The organism is Bradyrhizobium sp. LLZ17, assembly GCF_041200145.1.
Taxonomy (GTDB): domain Bacteria; phylum Pseudomonadota; class Alphaproteobacteria; order Rhizobiales; family Xanthobacteraceae; genus Bradyrhizobium.
The window spans coordinates 6375146-6390490 of the sequence record NZ_CP165734.1 but is presented as its reverse complement, the minus strand read 5'-3'; the positions used below and the strand labels follow the sequence as shown (position 1 = coordinate 6390490).

The window sequence follows — 15345 nt, the reverse complement described above, 5'->3', positions numbered from 1 at the left end:
GTCCGTGTTCAAGCTGCGATTGATCGCGCAAGGGCGCGAGGATCGCGGCTTGGTTGCTGGTGATGCTGTAGCGGTTGCACGTCTGAGGTTACGGACGACGGCGTAAACCTGAATTCCTCCCGAAGCCGATGGGGTACCCCCAAAAGAAAGGCCGCCTGCGTCGCCACAAGCGGCCCAAAGTCTAGGGAGGAAACGCCCAAGGAGGGCAGCGATAGCGGCAGTGCTACCGCACACCCTATAGATAAGGCGATCGTAGAGGCGGCTCAATTGTACGTAAGGGGTCACGGACCGATACCAAGGTTTATACATAACCGCTGTCGCCGAGGAGCCGGCTTGGATAGAGATCGAACCGTTCGAGCGAGCGCTCAATCATGCGCTTGGCAGCCGGCACCTCCGCCTGCCGAATCGCCGTAGTCGCCTCAACATCGACGATGATCGCGTTCTCGACGTCGATCAGGTAGTTCGTGGAGTAGGCGAAGAAGGCTTGGCCACCGTGAGCCCCCGTCCAGCGCGCCGCCGGGTCGGACGGCGAGACTTCGGCTCTCCCCCATCCCAATCGAACAAAGGGCTCTACCGCAGCCCCTTGTAACCGGCGTCCGGGGCTTTCGCGCCCCGTGACCTACGACCTGCCTCCGCCTTCGGGCGGATGCGCGGCAAGGCCGCAAGAGAGACTTCGCTCTCCCTTGGGAACCCATCGACCGGGGCAGGCGCGGCCCCGGAGCTCGCGAGGATCGCGCGAGGTTCGTGCGAGGCGGGACGCGGATTGACGCGCCTACGTTTGGCGGCATGACGGAGAAGACCGACAAGAAGCGCGACGCCCCTGTATCCAACCGCCCGCCCGCAGAGCGGCGGGACGAGTCCGGCGCCGCGTGGAAACGTCCGGTCTTTCCGCCAATGCCTATATCACGCGCGCCGTTTTCAACGCCGCCAGCCACAGCCCGATCCGCAACTGTCGCATCCGGACGAGTTCAATCGCGCGGCTAAAAGCCGATCGACCTGACGGTCGAATTCAAGCGGGCATCCGGATCAACTGGGGATGCGGGGGAGGAGACGCGAGGCGCGCAGGAGCCAGCGCCCGAAGGGGAGATCAAAATTCAGCGTCGCAGGCGCACCCCTGAGCGGTCAGAAGAACGAGAGCCCAAGGCCGAAGCGCGGGGGCCCGACCAAGGCACCGACGAAGGCGGACCCTCCCCGGAGCAGACGCCGCGCAAGCCTCGGAATAGGGACTTTGACCGGGGACGGTGAAGACTGCGACCGGGACGCAGAACGCCCCAACATCCCCATTGTCCCGTTTTTCCAACGGGTTAACGAATTTTCAGGAGCACAAGGGAGGGCCGTGGTGCCCGCGCAATGCTGGGTTCCTTGACGAGAGAACGCGTCGTGTTATATGATGGATCATGTTACACGATGCACCACAGATAGAGACAAGGAGCGACGCTGACCTAGAAGCTGTCCCTCGGCCACGTCCGTGGGGCCAAGACCGCCGGCTGGAATTCATCGAGTTTCGCCTGTTGTGGGACGGCAAAATTAACCGGGGCGAGGTCGCCGAATATTTCAACATCTCGGTTCAGCAGGCATCGCTGGATTTCGCCAAGTACCTCGATCTGGCCAAACAGAATATGGAGTATGACCGCCACGAAAAGGTCTATCGCGCCACCGCGCAATTCAAACCGCTCTTTCTCGCGCCCGATACCCAGACTTATTTGAACGAGATTCAGGGCCTCGCCGCCGGGACGATTTCACGATCAGTAAGCTTTGTGGGAACCCGCCCGCCCTGTGATGTCGTGACGCTCCCTGTCCGGCGCGTTCGCACAGAGTTGCTCTTGCCAATTCTCTGGGCGATCCGCGATGGCTCGGAGGTAGACGCCACGTATCAATCGATGCGCTCTCCCGAGCCAACTCGTCAGTGGATTGCCCCTCATTCTCTGGCCTTTGACGGTTCCCGCTGGCACACCCGCGCATGGTGTCATGGCACTTCCCGATTTCGCGATTTTGTCTTGACCAGACTCCAGAAAATCCACGGACGCCGTATCAGTCATGTGAATCCGCAGGACGATGCGGATTGGCAAACTTTCGTCGTGATCGATATCGAACCCAATCCGAATCTGACGCCGAGTCAGCGACAGTCAGTTGTTGACGACTTCGGCATGCAGGACGGACGGTTATCAAAGACGATCCGCCGCTCGCTCGTTTCGTATTTCGTGCGCCACCTGCGGATTGAATCACCGCAGGAGTCTCAGCCCATCGTGTGGGCCAACCGCGCAAAGTTCAAAGAATTAATGGACGCCAACGACCGATCGCAAGCACAAATCCTAGAAGGAGAACGACATGTCTGAAGCAGAGAAATCCGAAAAAAAACTGCACCCATTTTATGTGGACGCAAATCGCTATGAAAGCGCCAAGAGCGCGCTCACTGGCGCGGAAATAAAGGCTATCTCCAGTGTAGCCCCCAACTACCAGCTCTTCCTTGAGGAAGAAGGTGACAAACCCGACAAGGGCATCGGTGACGGTGAAGCCGTGGGTATTACCGAACGCGTGAAACACTTTTTCGCTGTCCCGCCAGCGACGTTTGGACTCTGATGATCGGCGAGCAATTCCAGCAACTGAAGGACTACCTTCAGGAATTCAAGCACCAAGACGCTGAGATTCAGCGTCGGGCCGATGGATCGTACCTCATTACGATCAAGGGGTTCGATTTGCCTGATGGCTGGAATCCCAAGAAGGTGGACATTCTCTTCATCGCGCCGCCCGGGTATCCCGCTGCAAAGCCTGACTGCTTCTGGGTTTCGCCGGCGATACGCCTTGCCAACGGCGCGATACCGCAGGCCGCCAACGAAGGAACGCCGTTGCCCTACGATATCACCCCGGGCCGTCCTTTGACGTGGTTTTCTTGGCACCTGCAAACGTGGGACCCAAATCGCGACCGGCTTGAGCAGTTCTACCGGGTCATCCTCCAGCGTCTGGACCCGCCTCGATGATGGAGCTCAGGTTTCAGGATGGAGATGCCAGCCGAATTGTCGCTGAGCTTGTAGGCAGGGAGACCGAGCGCTGCGCGATCTTGTGGGCGTCCCACGTTGCTCTGCCCGGGCTGGACCGTCTTGTCGTCTCCTGGATCGAGTTTCCCACCGACGATAATTATTCAGACCGGTCGCGCATCAGCGCGCAGCTCAAACCGGATTTCATCGCGCAAATTGGCAAAAGGGCCGCGCGCGAAAATCTGTCCGCTATTTTTGTGCATTCGCATCCGGGGTCCACTCCGCCGGAATTCTCCGAAATAGACGATGATGGCGAGACACATCTGGCGCGGTTCATGTCCGTGCGTGTGCCCCACACGGTGCATGGCGCCGTGGTGGTAAGCGCAGGGGGCTGGTGCGCTCGGCGTCTGGGTGAAAAGACCATGCGCGTCGTGTCGGTCGGGCCGCGACTGCAAGTTCTATTCGACGCCGATGGCCCGTCAGGTTCCACGCCGTTGAAATTTGACCGTCAGGTCAGGGCACTCGGGGGCTGCCGGCCAAAAATATCTTGAGTCACTCACTGTCGCCATAGTCGGTCTGGGCGGCACAGGCTCGATTGCCGCGGAACAGTTGGCGCATCTCGGCGTGCGCAAGGTCATCCTTGTCGATCCCGACCGCATAGAGACGACCAACCTTAACCGGGTGGTCGGTGCTCGCGTAAGCGATGTCAACCGGCACAAGACGGACGTGGCTGCCGACATGATCGCACAAATCACGTCCGACGCTGAGTGTAAGCGCATCGTCGGGGATGTGACGCGAACGGCGGTTGCTCGCGAACTTCGGGCCGCCGACTTTATCTTCGCGTGCACGGATTCGCATGGCAGCCGCGCCGTCATCCAGCAGATCGCATATCAATATCTCATCCCATGCGTTGATATGGGCTCGATCATCACCGCTAGGGCAGGCCAGATCGCGGGCATACATGGCCGGGTGCAGGCACTCGCGCCGCGACTGCCGTGCTTCACATGCTGCGAGCTGCTGGATTCCGAAGAGGTCCGGCGGGACATGATGAACGCCGAAGAGCGGAGCAAAGATCAGTATATTCAAGGCGCGCATGAACCCGCGCCCGCCGTCATCTCCATCAACGGGACCGTGACCTCGATGGCCATGACAATGTTTCTGGCCATGATGGTAGGGGTGCCAAGCGCCGCCCGGCATCTTATCTACGACGCGCGCCCGCCCTCACTGCGATCCGTTTCATTCACCAGCAATCCGAATTGCTATATTTGCTCCCCGCGAGGCGTTCTTGCGCGGGGAGATTCGCAGCCCTTGTTCACGCGGGACGACTGACATGGCGATCCGCGAATTTTCGCCAGAAGGCACGCCGCGCGCGAAACTCGCTTTCGTCGGGGAAGTGCCGTCTGATGAGGATTTAAAACGGTTCGTTGAGCGCAAGGTCACGTGGGAGCCATCCAAGGCGAACGGGCCGGTGACGTTGGATAAGCTTCGCGATGACGACTATATCGCTAAACTCGATGCGGTGATCTGGACTCAGGACCCCAAGAATCTGAAGACCCTGCCTCAAGATTTGCTCAAAGTCGGGCCGCGCCTTCTCGATCACGATGTCCGAATCTACGTTCGTCTAGCAACGGACGAACAACAGACGGCGATGCCCCGGCAGGTCATCATAAATCAGCTTAGGAAAGGTTCTCTGCCAACTGCGAATCTTCGGCCCGAGGAGTGGCAGTCCGTTCCCGAAAACCTGCGCGAGAGAGAAAATGCTTTTCTATTGCCGTGCGTTTACATCATCGACACCATGATGTCTTGGGGTGACATTGCCGCTTTGGTCTGTGATAAACCGGCGGGCCCCCTACGGGAATTCGAGTTGAAATTTGACGAAGCCGCTCTTCTTGCCCGATTTGGATCTGATGGGCACGACGAACGGGTTATGTTGCTCAAGCGGGCATTCTGGAATTGCTCGGAGCTTCAACTGATATCGATCGACGGCGGCCTCTCGGGCGCACCGGTCTTTAAGGCTTACGCCTCGCTGGGTGCCGGATTAGTGCAACAGGGAGCGAAGGGCGCATACCCGCATCTGTATTTTGCGAAGATCGGTAAGCGCAAAAAAATCATCGACGAGCACGACGAATACTGCGGCCATATATTCGAATACGTCCCTTTCTATCTCGGGCCGCGGTTGCGCCGCGATCGCTGCAACCTCGGATCAACCCAAGGAATTCTTGTGGGCGATTTTGTCGAGGGCGCAGAGTCGCTGGTCTCCTGTGCGCGAGGCGGCCGCTGTGGGCATGCCATCGCCAACTTGTTTGACAAAACGCTGGGAGGCTGGAGGAAACAACAGCGCGTTGATACGGCATCCTCGCTTGCGTCCTATTTCGACAAAAAAGTGGCGCATCGAGGGACAGAGCGAGTTGATCGCCCTGCCCCCCGAGCGGATACCGCTCGTTAAGAACCTCCGCGCCGACATCGCGATCGATCCCTTGAAAGCGATATTCGACAAACTGGGGCAAACCGAGCCCTTGGTCGCTCCCGCGCATGGCGATATGCACGCGACCAACGTGCTTGTCCGGCACGGCGACGCAATTCTTATTGATTTTGAGAAACTGGAGCCGCACTTTCCGCTCACCTACGACCCCGCGTCACTTGAAGGTGGGCTTTTTGTAGAAGGCTTCATTGAAGACCTTAAGAAAAAAAGCTTACGCCCAAGAAGCTCTTGAGCTTGATTAGCCCGCTCTACGAGGAAAAAGCTTTGAAGATGGGCCAGTCCACATACTGTAGACCGGGCGATCCCACCGAATGGTTTTTTAATGCTGTGAATCAAATTCGTGCGTTGAGCTGGTCAGCCGAGCGGGTGCCCGGGCAATACGCGCTGACGCTCGCGCTATGCCTGATTCGCAAGGGTTGCAACGATCATCCAGAGCTAAAGGAAAAGGAGCCGAACACATTGCGGGCGATTGCATTCTTCTTGGGGCAAAAGATTTTGCGAGCGATGGCGCCGACTACGGCGACGACATCGCCCGGGCGCAAGCGTCGGTCCCCGGGGGCCGGGCAATGATCATAAATTTCACCGTCAAAGCCAGAGTTGCCTCACGCGCGGGCGCCAGCGCCTATCTGAAGCAACCGGGTGACGCAGTCATTGTGGATCGGTCAGGCCCACGCTGGCTGATCTTGTCATGCCCTTGTGGTTGCGGAGCCGAACTGCCGGTAAACCTCGACCGGCGGGCCGGTCCTGCATGGCGACTCTACGAATCCCCGAAGGGTACAAGCGTTTATCCGTCGGTATGGCGCGATACCGACTGCCAGAGTCACTTCATCATACTGCGCGATAAAATCCTATTGTTTGGACCGCGAGGAGACGATTGGTGGTTTGACGAGGAAGAGATCAGCGAGACCGAACTGCTCGACCGGGTACTCGAAACGCTCTCCGCTCCCGAACGATCAGTCGAAGAGATAGCCGATCAAATTGCCGGCAGCGTGCCTTGGGATGTTATGCGCTGTTGCCGAAAGCTCTGCCGAAAGGGCAAAGCGATCGAAGGAACCGGCCAGTCAAAAGGCCGGTTTAGGAGACTTTGAGGCGGCGAAAGAGGCACGGATGCGTCAGCGGCAGGGTCACTGCTTGGGCGCGGCGTCAGCGTTGTGAGCGTCGGCTGCTCCCGGATCGCGACTTTGGCGCATTTCCTCTTTCAGTCTTCCTACTTCCCGTTCCAAGCGTTCGATTCGATCGAGCGTGTAGTCGAAGCCGGAGGACGACGACATCGCTTCCAAGGTGGCCCAGATGGCGGCGATGGCGCGGCGAAATTTCCCCTGCTCCGGGACTACATGGCTCGCTGGGTGCGTCATGGGAAGCTCCTCGTCGTCGAGGCTATCCCGGGGACATATAAGTACACTGCGCAGAGCAAGGCACCAAACGGTGCATATTGACCAACGCGATATGCCGTTTCCAAGAACGGTGACTTTCGCGTGGGGGCATGTCTTGCCACTACTACGCGACTGAAAGAATTGGTTCCCTGAATCACCATCGCGATAAATGCAAGTGGAACACTCGGGCCAGTACCAAAATACTCCCATTCTTTTTTGAACACTCTCAAATGCCAGAAATAGCCCCAAGGCATCGACGGGACTATGTAAGCAAGCGCACCTAAGATAATTTTGATCATCATGTATCCTTTCGTTCAACTTGCTAGACAGCCGTCAGTCCACCGTCGACTGGAAGATCGATGCCGGCGACGTAGCTGCTGAGGTCCGACGCAAGGAACAAAGCCGGGCAGACGATTTCATCGGGGTACGCCAAGCGCGCCATAGGCGTCATCGCCGTGATCTGCTTTCTGGCTTCGGCGGGGCCCTCTTTGGACGGGAACTGCCCGTCGAACATCGGCGTATCGACCGCGCCGGGGCTCAGCACGTTGGTCCTGATCCTTCGATCCTTGAATTCGCTGGTCCACGTCCGGGCGAATGACCGGAGCGCAGCCTTGGTGCCGCTGTAGGTGCTGCGGCCCGGAAGACCTTTGTTCTTCCCGGCGGACGCCACGAATGGACGTACGCGATTTCTGCAATCGTCATCTCGGTCATGAAAAAAATCGCTTGTCCATCTCATCCGTGGAGTGCAGCTTGGTCCGGTGCTGCGGCGGGAACGTCATGTAGGCCAGCACGTCGGTCTCGGCCTCGTCGAGGAAGCCGGCGAGCTTCGGCAGCTTTGGCCGGAGCTGGTCGGCGACCTTGCGCCACTGGGTTCGCGCGGCCTCGGCATCGTCCTGGGCAAACGCGGTGGCGATGAAGGCGGAGACGATGCGCCGGCCGCTCTTGCCGGCATGGGCCAATGCGTTGCGCATGAAGTGGACGCGGCAGCGCTGCCAAGAGGCATTGAGCACCTTGGCGACGGTGGCCTTGATGCCTTCGTGGGCGTCGGAGACGACTAACTTGACGCCACGCAGGCGGCGGCGAGCGAGCTTGCGCAGGAACGCCGTCCAGAACGTCTCGGCCTCGGAGGGACTAATATCCATGCCGAGAACTTCGCGCCGGCCGTCACTGTTGACGCCGATCGCGACAATCACCGCAACCGAGACGATGCGGCCATTCTGGCGCACCTTCACGTGGGTGGCGTCGATCCACAGATATGGCCAGTCGCCCTCGATCGGGCGGGCGAGGAAGGCCCTCACCTCATCGTCGATCTCGCCGCACAGTCGGCTTACCTGGCTCTTGGAGATGCCGGTCATGCCCATGGCCTGCACCAGATCGTCCACCGAACGGGTCGAGACGCCCTGCACATAGGCTTCCTGAACCACGGCGGTGAGCGCCTTCTCGGCCATGCGGCGCGGCTCCAGGAAGCCCGGGAAGTAGGAGCCCTTGCGCAGCTTGGGAATGCGCAGCTCGACCGCACCGGCGCGGGTCTCCCAGATCCGGTCGCGGTAGCCGTTGCGCTGGGCCAGACGCTCAGGGCTCTTCTCGCCGTAGGCTGCCCCGGTCTCGCCTTCGACTTCCAGCTCCATCAGCCTTTGGGCGGCAAAGCCGATCATCTCGCGCAAGAGATCGGCGTCAGGGGTCTTCTCCACGAGCGTGCGCAGGTTCATCATATCATCGGTCATCGGTGGTTCCTCGGTTGCGTTGGCGTGTCGCAACCCGATCCTACCGGAGAACTGCCGGTGACCACCGCAAAGCCGCCCGCCCGCTACGGCGCTATTTCGAGGCGCGCGTCCGGGCGGCTTTGCTCTACCGAGCTACACCACCACCAGGGGCACGACCCAACTAATGGCTGCGCAGGACTTGCAATGCAATTTCAAAGTCTTAAGATGGCCGCCAAGCTCCCGGCATACGACAGCATAATTGCCAGCGCGATCATTTTGACAGTCCGTTTTTGTGGACGTCCACTGATGAAGCATTTGGCGACACGAAGCGCCATAGTTTTGGTGCTCGCCTTTGTCCAGAGTTTTGAACCCGCGTTCGCCTCGGACGGGTCCGAAGGCCGCGATTTAGAGTCGCTTGCAAGAGCGATTGCAGAGGCCGACGAGATTCCGTCAGCGACGTTTTGGCCGTCCATTAGATTGAAGTCGTTCGATTCGAATTTGAGCGCCTTCGTCGCTCGGCGCGGCGGCCCAGCCTTTGGCGCTGGTGTCCCCACTGACCAGGCTTGCGCAATGCAGCACTTTCAAATGAAGCTGGTTGGAAAAAATGGAACCGTAAAGAACGAGTTCGCAATCCTACTCGATCCACAAACCTCAGGGCTTCCCACCAAGCCAAAATATTTGATTGCGCGTACAGAAGCGTTGCACGTGGACGCAGATGGCAGTCCGCGTGCATACCATCCCGAAGACCCGTTCGGTGACAAATCATGCAAGCTTACACCTGGTCCTGCCGGTGGCTACGTATCTGACCGGCCTTGCGCTATTGATACGTTCGGCGATGCCGGCGTCCATGTGCTGGACCCCGCACAGGAACTCAAGGGCAAAGACCTCCGGAAGGTTTGGCCAGGCTTATGGCCCCGAATTCGCGATGGCATTGCAAAGCCAATCGAAGTTGGCGCCATGCCGGAGAGTTTGAAAACTGCCTATTACGGATTTTATGACGCAGAACGAGGAGCGCGGACGTTCTTCAAGCGGGACATAATCCCCTCGACCGCTAACAAGCTGCCCTGCATACGCAAAGCAACATCCCGCTTTGCCGGCTATTTTGTTGCGGCAACTGCCCTTAGACATAAGCAGAATGTCGTGGGCGTGGACATCGAAGATGCTGACCAGATAGCCCCGCCCGAATGTCTACCTCAATCGTGGCTGGATGCTTCGACTGTCCCATTCTTCGTCCTGCCCGGCAGTCCGTTTGGTCAGATCAGGCCTGGCGACCTGGTCGCGGCCTATGCTCTCATAGGCGGGAAGGAGCGACTGATATTTGCCGTGATTGGCGACTCTGGACCGACCCAAAGCTTCGGGGAAGCGTCTGTCGCTTTGATCCAGCTCTTGAGATCTGGAAGCTTGACGCCCGTGGCATCAAACCGAGACTTGAACTCTTGGGATAGGAAAATGGACGTGACCATCCTGCTCCTCGGAAACACAGAGGATACTGTAGGGCTTGGATTCACCCATCAAGCGATCCAGATGGCCGGTACATCGGAGTTGCAAAAGTGGAATGGTGGCACTGGCGACATACTGAAGAGATTGAGGGCGTGCTCCAGGCAGGCGCCCCTCAACAAGGGCGGATAAACCTGTCAAGCTGTTGGCGGAATATGCGTCTTGCAGATAGCGCCATTATCTAGCTGTTGGAGTCTCCATTGACGAAGTTCACGACGATCCCGCACGGCGGTCTTTTTCGCGCTCGCTGCCGCCCTCTGTTGCGCACTGGTCGAGGGCAATTTCTCAGCATTTGCAGCGGAGCAAGCAACGCCTGAGATCAGGCAAGCAGCTGAGGTTTTCTCCCAGCTCAAACAGGCCTCTGACATTTGGAGGTTCAGTTCCGACCAATACAAGATCGAAAAGACTATGGTGTTCGAACAAGGCGTCATTGCCGCCCGCACGGTAAGCTTTGCGGGCGACTCCGTCCTGACTATCTCGGATGCGGCTGTAACGGCAGGTCCCATATTTATCGTCGCCGAAACGATCGAACTGAATGGCTCCGCAAGAATAACGTGGTCGCGACGTACGATTAAGGAGGTGCCGCCCGATCGCCTCAGAGCGCCTGACGGGGCTTTCGGCCGTGGTGACGGCAGTCCCGGAGCGTCTGGTGCCCCGGGTCAGCAGGGGAATGTCGGATATCCCGGTCGTGCTGCTCCATCGATCGTCCTGTTTGCAAAGACCATTAAGGCGGCCAGCGGTGCAACACTTTCGGTGGACCTGGCGGGAGAGCAAGGCGGTCCCGGGGGCCGAGGACAGGACGGAGGCCGCGGAGGCGACGGGGCTAAGGGTAGCCCGGCAAGTCAGAGCGTTTTTGACTGCAAGGCAGGACCAGGACGAGGAGGAGACGGGGGCAATGGCGGCCCGGGCGGCCCGGGCGGCCCGGGCGGGGCCGGTGGTGCAGGCGGCGATTTGCTGCTGGCCGGACTGCGAGAGGACGACGTCAAACTCATTCGACTTCGAGCACAAGGTGGCGATCCCGGTCCTGCAGGTAAAGGTGGTAAGGGTGGCGACCCAGGAGCCGGCGGACCTGAGGGAGAGGCCCAATTGCCATTCTGCAGACCAAGCGGTCGGAGGGGGAACGACGGCGTGCGGGCTGGCGATAATCAGGACCTCGTGGCGTCGGGACCGAATGGCGCTGATGGCCGCTTCATCGTGGTCCCACTGACTGAACGGCAATTGATGGCGGTATTTCAATAGAGGCTTCGATGTCGGCTCAGTTGCTCAGACAGACATTGCTTCAGCTGATCATGCTGTTCTTGGTGTCAGGAGTAAACGCTCAATCGCTTGTCGACGCGGCCGAGGTTTCAGTCCCCAAATATGCATTGGTCATTGGAAATCGAGATTATCGATCCTATCCGGGAGTATCCCCAGCCGTTAACGACGCGGATTTAATCGCCAAGCAGCTTAGAGCTCTTCACTTCGATGTCATCGTGAGAACAAACGCGGGTTACGACGATATCGTCAGGGAAGTTCAGGATCTCAAGAAGCGGGCCGAACAGAGCGCTAGTCAGGACGTACGGCCCGTAGCCGTGGTCTACTTCTCCGGTCACGGCTTTGTTCTGTCTGGACGTCAATTCATTGCGGGCGTTGATGCCGGCAAGACCCGCGCAAAAGACCCGACATATGAGAGCGCGGCCATAGAATTCATGATCGATCAATTGGCCGAGGAAAGCGCCCTGATCGGTCTTTTGGACGCTTGCCGCTCGGACCTCGCTCTCGATCGCAAGATGGCCGTCAATGCCGCGGTCCCAGACGACCCAAGTGACGGACAGGCTTCGTCAGATGTTGGTCTTGGTTCTTTTCGCCGCCCAGTCGTTCCAAAGCCTAGAGAGTATTTGTTCGGCTTCGCGAACAAATTCGGCGTTCCGGTGGCTAGCGGCAATAATGGCGATCCAAACAGTCCATATACCAAGACGCTCAGCCATTTCCTGGGCGATGACGAGAACATCATCGAACAATTGGAATCCGTTCAGGATGAAATGCAGCGGGTTATGCCGAGTTTCCACCCAGACGTTTCGCTCGATATGAGCCGAGCGATTTTTCTAAACTATTCCGATGCCGTACTAGCCCGCATGCGAGAAGACTGGAAGGAAGCGACACGAGCTCCTTCAGATGCCTCAATGCGGAAATTCGTCAAGAAGTATGGAAATAGTCCCCTTACCTACCGGGCATTGCAATGGCTTCGACAGTCGGAAAGCACATCCAAGTAAGCACGGCGATTTTTATCATCCTAGGCCTCTGGTCGTCATCCGTTGTGGCTGCCCCACGCGAGTATGAAGCGGCAATGCGCCATTGGATGGCGAAGGATCGTGATTCAATTAAGATTTTGCAGGAAGCGACGTCGCACCTGACTCACATCAGTGGCAGGTCGCCATTCTGAGAGCCGACATACCGGAGACATTCTACGCGCAATTCTGCGGGGGAACTCACCTCGGCTCTGGCTGGATCTTGACCGCCGCGCATTGTGTCGTGGGGCTGGCTTCGACTGATATCCAGATCTACGCGGGATCCGTCGCCTTGGACAATGGGGGTCAGCGTTACAAGATCTCGCAAGTAGTCCCCTATCCCAGATATGACGAACAAAGCCTTGTCGGAGACATCGCACTGATCCGTGCTGACGGACTTGCAGTGAGCACACTGGCCGTCGCCGACTCATCGTCCAGTGGGTCGGCACTTCGGCCGGATTCTAAGATCCTCGTCTCGGGTTGGGGCGTTACCGATACGGTGGAGAACCGAAAGAGCAATACGCTAAGAGAAGTAAGTCTGCCGTATCAAACGAATAAGACCTGCAATGGACCGGAATCGTACAACAAGACCATCAGATCCGTCATGTTCTGCGCTGGTGAAATGGGGGGCGGGGCTGACGCCTGCACCTACGATAGCGGAGGCCCGGCAGTTGCTTTTGTGGGGACGAAGCCGCTCTTAGTTGGTATCGTTAGCTTTGGTGATGACTGCGGGCAGCCAAAGAAGTTCGGGGTTTACACGCGAGTACTCCCCTATCGCGATTGGATCGACAAGCTCGTGTCCGCCAAGCACTGACCATCCTTTCAAATTGTAGCAATCTCCACAATTGTTCATCCAAAGGAGTCTAAGGTGAGAATAGCACGCAGGACGTTTCTGACCGGTGTAGCGAGCACCCTCTTCGCATCGCCTGTGATGGCGGATGATGATCGTCTCGAATATCGCGAGTATTCTTTTACAGACTACTTCTCGCCACGGCTCCGTGGCCGCTACCCTGTCCGGCCGGAGGATATCAAGGCAGCCAACGCTATTGTTGATTCATTGAAAGGAAACGATTGCTATTCAGCGATGGACGAATTGTCGCGAATAACTGAGGTCGGCTCGACCGGTGAACTCTTTAACATGCGTTGGAAGACATTTGCAAACCCGCTAATCGTGCGCTTCTTCCATGACATCGGCTACAAGAACACCCCTTACCCTGGCGATTGCACGCCGTGGTGCGCAGCAACGCTTTCCTGGTGCCTGAAGCGCACTGGAAAGCGTATCCCATCCGACCCAGCTTCATCGCAAAGCTATCTCCGCTATGGAAAGCCTGTTACTGACCCACAGCAGGGAGACATTTGCGTGTTTGGCGATGTCGGCGATCGCGCTCATGGTCACGTCGGCTTGTTTGTTTCCCGCAGTGGAGACACCTTGAGCGTCCTTGGCGGAAACCAGTTTGGGGAGTCCGAGACAAATTGTGGTGCCGGTTTTCGCAAGAGCAAGATTGCGGTCGCCCAGATACCGATCAACCCCAAGAAGGACCGAAAGGTCGGCATTCATTATTTGGCCGCCTATGTAAGGCCCGTTTAGTTAGTCGTCCGTTAAGAAGCCGAATTGAGCGGGTCTGGACAGGAGAGCGTTCGCCATAGCTGTGCCAGGAACATGCACAAGAGTTCTCTGAGCCAGGCGAGGATGCGGCGGAAGTTGTGGCCCACGGCTGAGAGCACGACGTTGGCGGCGTCGCCGGCGTGGCCTTTGAGATAGCAGCGGCCGAGGTGACCTTCGGCCTTGAGGTGTCCGATGAGGGGCTCGATGGCGGAGCGGCGGCGCAGCTCGCGTTTAATGAGGCCGAAGACGCCGCGCTTCTGGCCCGAGATGAAGACGCGACGGGGATTCTGCGCGTCGTGGCCGCGGTATCCCTTGTCGACATAGGCCCTCTCGATCGCGCAGCCGGTGAGCGTCTCGGTGCGGTCGATGACGTCCCGCAAGGTGTGACCGTCGTACGGGTTATCGGGCAGCGCCCTGGCGTGCAGCACGAACAGGCCACCGGGAGCCCGGCGGTTGTTGGTGACGATGGAGGCCTTGACGCCGAACTCATAAGGCGCGGCGGCCTTGCCTTTGCCGATGCACTCCACCTCCGGGGCGTGAAAGGAATAGAGCTTCCAGCCGCGCTGGCGCTGCTGCTGCGAGCGGATCTGGGAGGCCCGGCCGAGCGGGAGGGCGAAGGTGTTCTCGAGCACCGCCTGACCTTCGATCTTGCGGCGGATATCGCGGATGATCCGGCCCAGCCGGCTGCGCAGGATGCGCAACTGCCGCTGATGCCGCTTGAACTGTTTGGCATGGGCGTAGCGACCCGCCATCATCGCGGCGGCCTTGGCGATGCGAGAATAGGATTGCCGCAGCCTGACGCCATGCCTTCTCGCCAGGCGATTGAGCCCTTGATGGCCGCATGCAGCAGCTTGGCATCGGTCGGGAAGGTGATGGCCTTTGGCTGCACGGTGGTATCGACCGTGACCCGCTTGAGGTCCTGGCTGCGTAACGCACCGGCCTCGTGCGCCACCCGCAGGCTCTCGGCCAGCAGCAGCTCCAGCTTGTCGCCGAGCCGCTTGCGCCAATGGCTCAGGTCCGAGCGCTCGTGCGGGAAGGCGTGCTGGAAGAACTCTTCGCCGGTGAAGAACTGGAAATATGGGTCGTGGACCCAACGCTCGCACACCCCTTCATCGGATAGCCCATAAATATGCTTGAGCAGCAACAGCCCGATCATGAAACGGGTCTCGATCCCCGGCCGGCCGTTCTCGCTGTAGAGCGGTGCGATCTCGCCGTCGATCCAGTCCCAATCGACCTTGCCTGCGAGCTGAACCAGCTCGTGCTTCATGTTGATGATCTGGTCCAGCCGCGCCCGGAACAGATCGTTTGATCCCATCGTCCTGTGCTTCTTTGGCCGCATCGTCCCCTCCGATGCACCACAGAATCATGGTCCGCAGTAAAGGGAATCCGCAAACGAAATTGCAAGGTTTGGCGGTCTCAAGCTCCAAATCCCTGCAATCTCA

At 58.7% G+C, this 15345-nt stretch carries 13 protein-coding genes and 4 pseudogenes; 12 read left to right on the top strand and 5 right to left on the bottom strand.

The window, feature by feature from the left end; genetic code table 11:
- Positions 1-307 precede the first annotated feature (307 nt).
- Positions 308-550: pseudogene (locus tag AB8Z38_RS30710) on the bottom strand (IS5/IS1182 family transposase); the annotation flags it as partial.
- An 847-nt stretch (positions 551-1397) separates the two neighbouring features.
- On the opposite strand from AB8Z38_RS30710, the gene AB8Z38_RS30705 reads away from it, so the two are divergent.
- The 8 genes from AB8Z38_RS30705 (at position 1398) to AB8Z38_RS30670 (ending at position 6545) form a co-directional block, all read left to right on the top strand.
- A complete protein-coding gene (locus AB8Z38_RS30705; protein ID WP_369721359.1) occupies positions 1398-2336 on the top strand; it encodes a WYL domain-containing protein in 939 nt (312 codons plus the stop codon).
- Positions 2329-2580: a multiubiquitin domain-containing protein gene (locus AB8Z38_RS30700; RefSeq protein WP_369721358.1), complete on the top strand. Its 252-nt coding sequence runs from the start codon at positions 2329-2331 to the stop codon at positions 2578-2580. Before AB8Z38_RS30705 ends, AB8Z38_RS30700 begins: the two co-directional genes overlap by 8 nt.
- The gene (locus AB8Z38_RS30695; RefSeq protein ID WP_369721357.1) at positions 2580-2978 is read left to right on the top strand and encodes an E2/UBC family protein; all 399 of its coding nucleotides are present in this window, start codon (positions 2580-2582) and stop codon (positions 2976-2978) included. The genes AB8Z38_RS30700 and AB8Z38_RS30695 overlap by 1 nt, the downstream gene beginning before the upstream one ends.
- A complete protein-coding gene (locus AB8Z38_RS30690; protein WP_369721356.1) occupies positions 2975-3526 on the top strand; it encodes a hypothetical protein in 552 nt (183 codons plus the stop codon). The genes AB8Z38_RS30695 and AB8Z38_RS30690 overlap by 4 nt, the downstream gene beginning before the upstream one ends.
- Positions 3477-4304 (top strand): ThiF family adenylyltransferase, encoded by an 828-nt coding sequence (locus tag AB8Z38_RS30685; RefSeq protein WP_369721355.1) that lies wholly within the window; start codon positions 3477-3479, stop codon positions 4302-4304. The genes AB8Z38_RS30690 and AB8Z38_RS30685 overlap by 50 nt, the downstream gene beginning before the upstream one ends.
- Before the next feature lies 1 nt (position 4305).
- On the top strand, positions 4306-5421 hold the full coding sequence (locus AB8Z38_RS30680) for a hypothetical protein (RefSeq protein ID WP_369721354.1): 1116 nt from the start codon (positions 4306-4308) through the stop codon (positions 5419-5421).
- Positions 5384-5689, top strand: a complete 306-nt coding sequence (locus tag AB8Z38_RS30675) for a hypothetical protein (protein ID WP_369721353.1) — start codon at positions 5384-5386, stop codon at positions 5687-5689. Before AB8Z38_RS30680 ends, AB8Z38_RS30675 begins: the two co-directional genes overlap by 38 nt.
- Before the next feature lie 166 nt (positions 5690-5855).
- A complete protein-coding gene (locus AB8Z38_RS30670) occupies positions 5856-6545 on the top strand; it encodes a DUF6527 family protein (RefSeq protein WP_369721352.1) in 690 nt (229 codons plus the stop codon).
- 36 nt (positions 6546-6581) lie between these two features.
- On the opposite strand, the gene AB8Z38_RS30665 is transcribed toward AB8Z38_RS30670, so the two are convergent.
- The 3 genes and pseudogenes from AB8Z38_RS30665 to AB8Z38_RS30655 all read right to left on the bottom strand — a co-directional run.
- Positions 6582-6812, bottom strand: a complete 231-nt coding sequence (locus AB8Z38_RS30665; protein WP_369721351.1) for a hypothetical protein — start codon at positions 6810-6812, stop codon at positions 6582-6584.
- Positions 6813-7152: 340 nt separating this feature from the next.
- Positions 7153-7566 (bottom strand): SDR family NAD(P)-dependent oxidoreductase, encoded by a 414-nt coding sequence (locus AB8Z38_RS30660; protein ID WP_369721349.1) that lies wholly within the window; start codon positions 7564-7566, stop codon positions 7153-7155.
- Positions 7553-8554, bottom strand: a pseudogene (locus AB8Z38_RS30655) (IS256 family transposase); the annotation flags it as partial. The gene AB8Z38_RS30660 and the pseudogene AB8Z38_RS30655, both read right to left, overlap by 14 nt.
- Positions 8555-8737: 183 nt before the next feature.
- On the opposite strand from AB8Z38_RS30655, the gene AB8Z38_RS30650 reads away from it, so the two are divergent.
- The 4 genes and pseudogenes from AB8Z38_RS30650 to AB8Z38_RS30635 all read left to right on the top strand — a co-directional run bounded on the left by AB8Z38_RS30650 (position 8738) and on the right by AB8Z38_RS30635 (position 13885).
- A complete protein-coding gene (locus AB8Z38_RS30650) occupies positions 8738-10162 on the top strand; it encodes a hypothetical protein (protein WP_369721348.1) in 1425 nt (474 codons plus the stop codon).
- A 1115-nt stretch (positions 10163-11277) separates the two neighbouring features.
- Positions 11278-12282 (top strand): caspase domain-containing protein, encoded by a 1005-nt coding sequence (locus tag AB8Z38_RS30645; RefSeq protein ID WP_369721347.1) that lies wholly within the window; start codon positions 11278-11280, stop codon positions 12280-12282.
- Between the two features lie 133 nt (positions 12283-12415).
- Positions 12416-13111: pseudogene (locus AB8Z38_RS30640) on the top strand (serine protease); the annotation flags it as partial.
- A 54-nt stretch (positions 13112-13165) separates the two neighbouring features.
- The gene (locus AB8Z38_RS30635; RefSeq protein WP_369721346.1) at positions 13166-13885 is read left to right on the top strand and encodes a CHAP domain-containing protein; all 720 of its coding nucleotides are present in this window, start codon (positions 13166-13168) and stop codon (positions 13883-13885) included.
- 11 nt (positions 13886-13896) lie between these two features.
- Here AB8Z38_RS30635 and AB8Z38_RS30630 read toward each other — a convergent pair.
- Positions 13897-15242, bottom strand: a pseudogene (locus AB8Z38_RS30630) (IS5 family transposase).
- Positions 15243-15345: the final 103 nt, after the last annotated feature.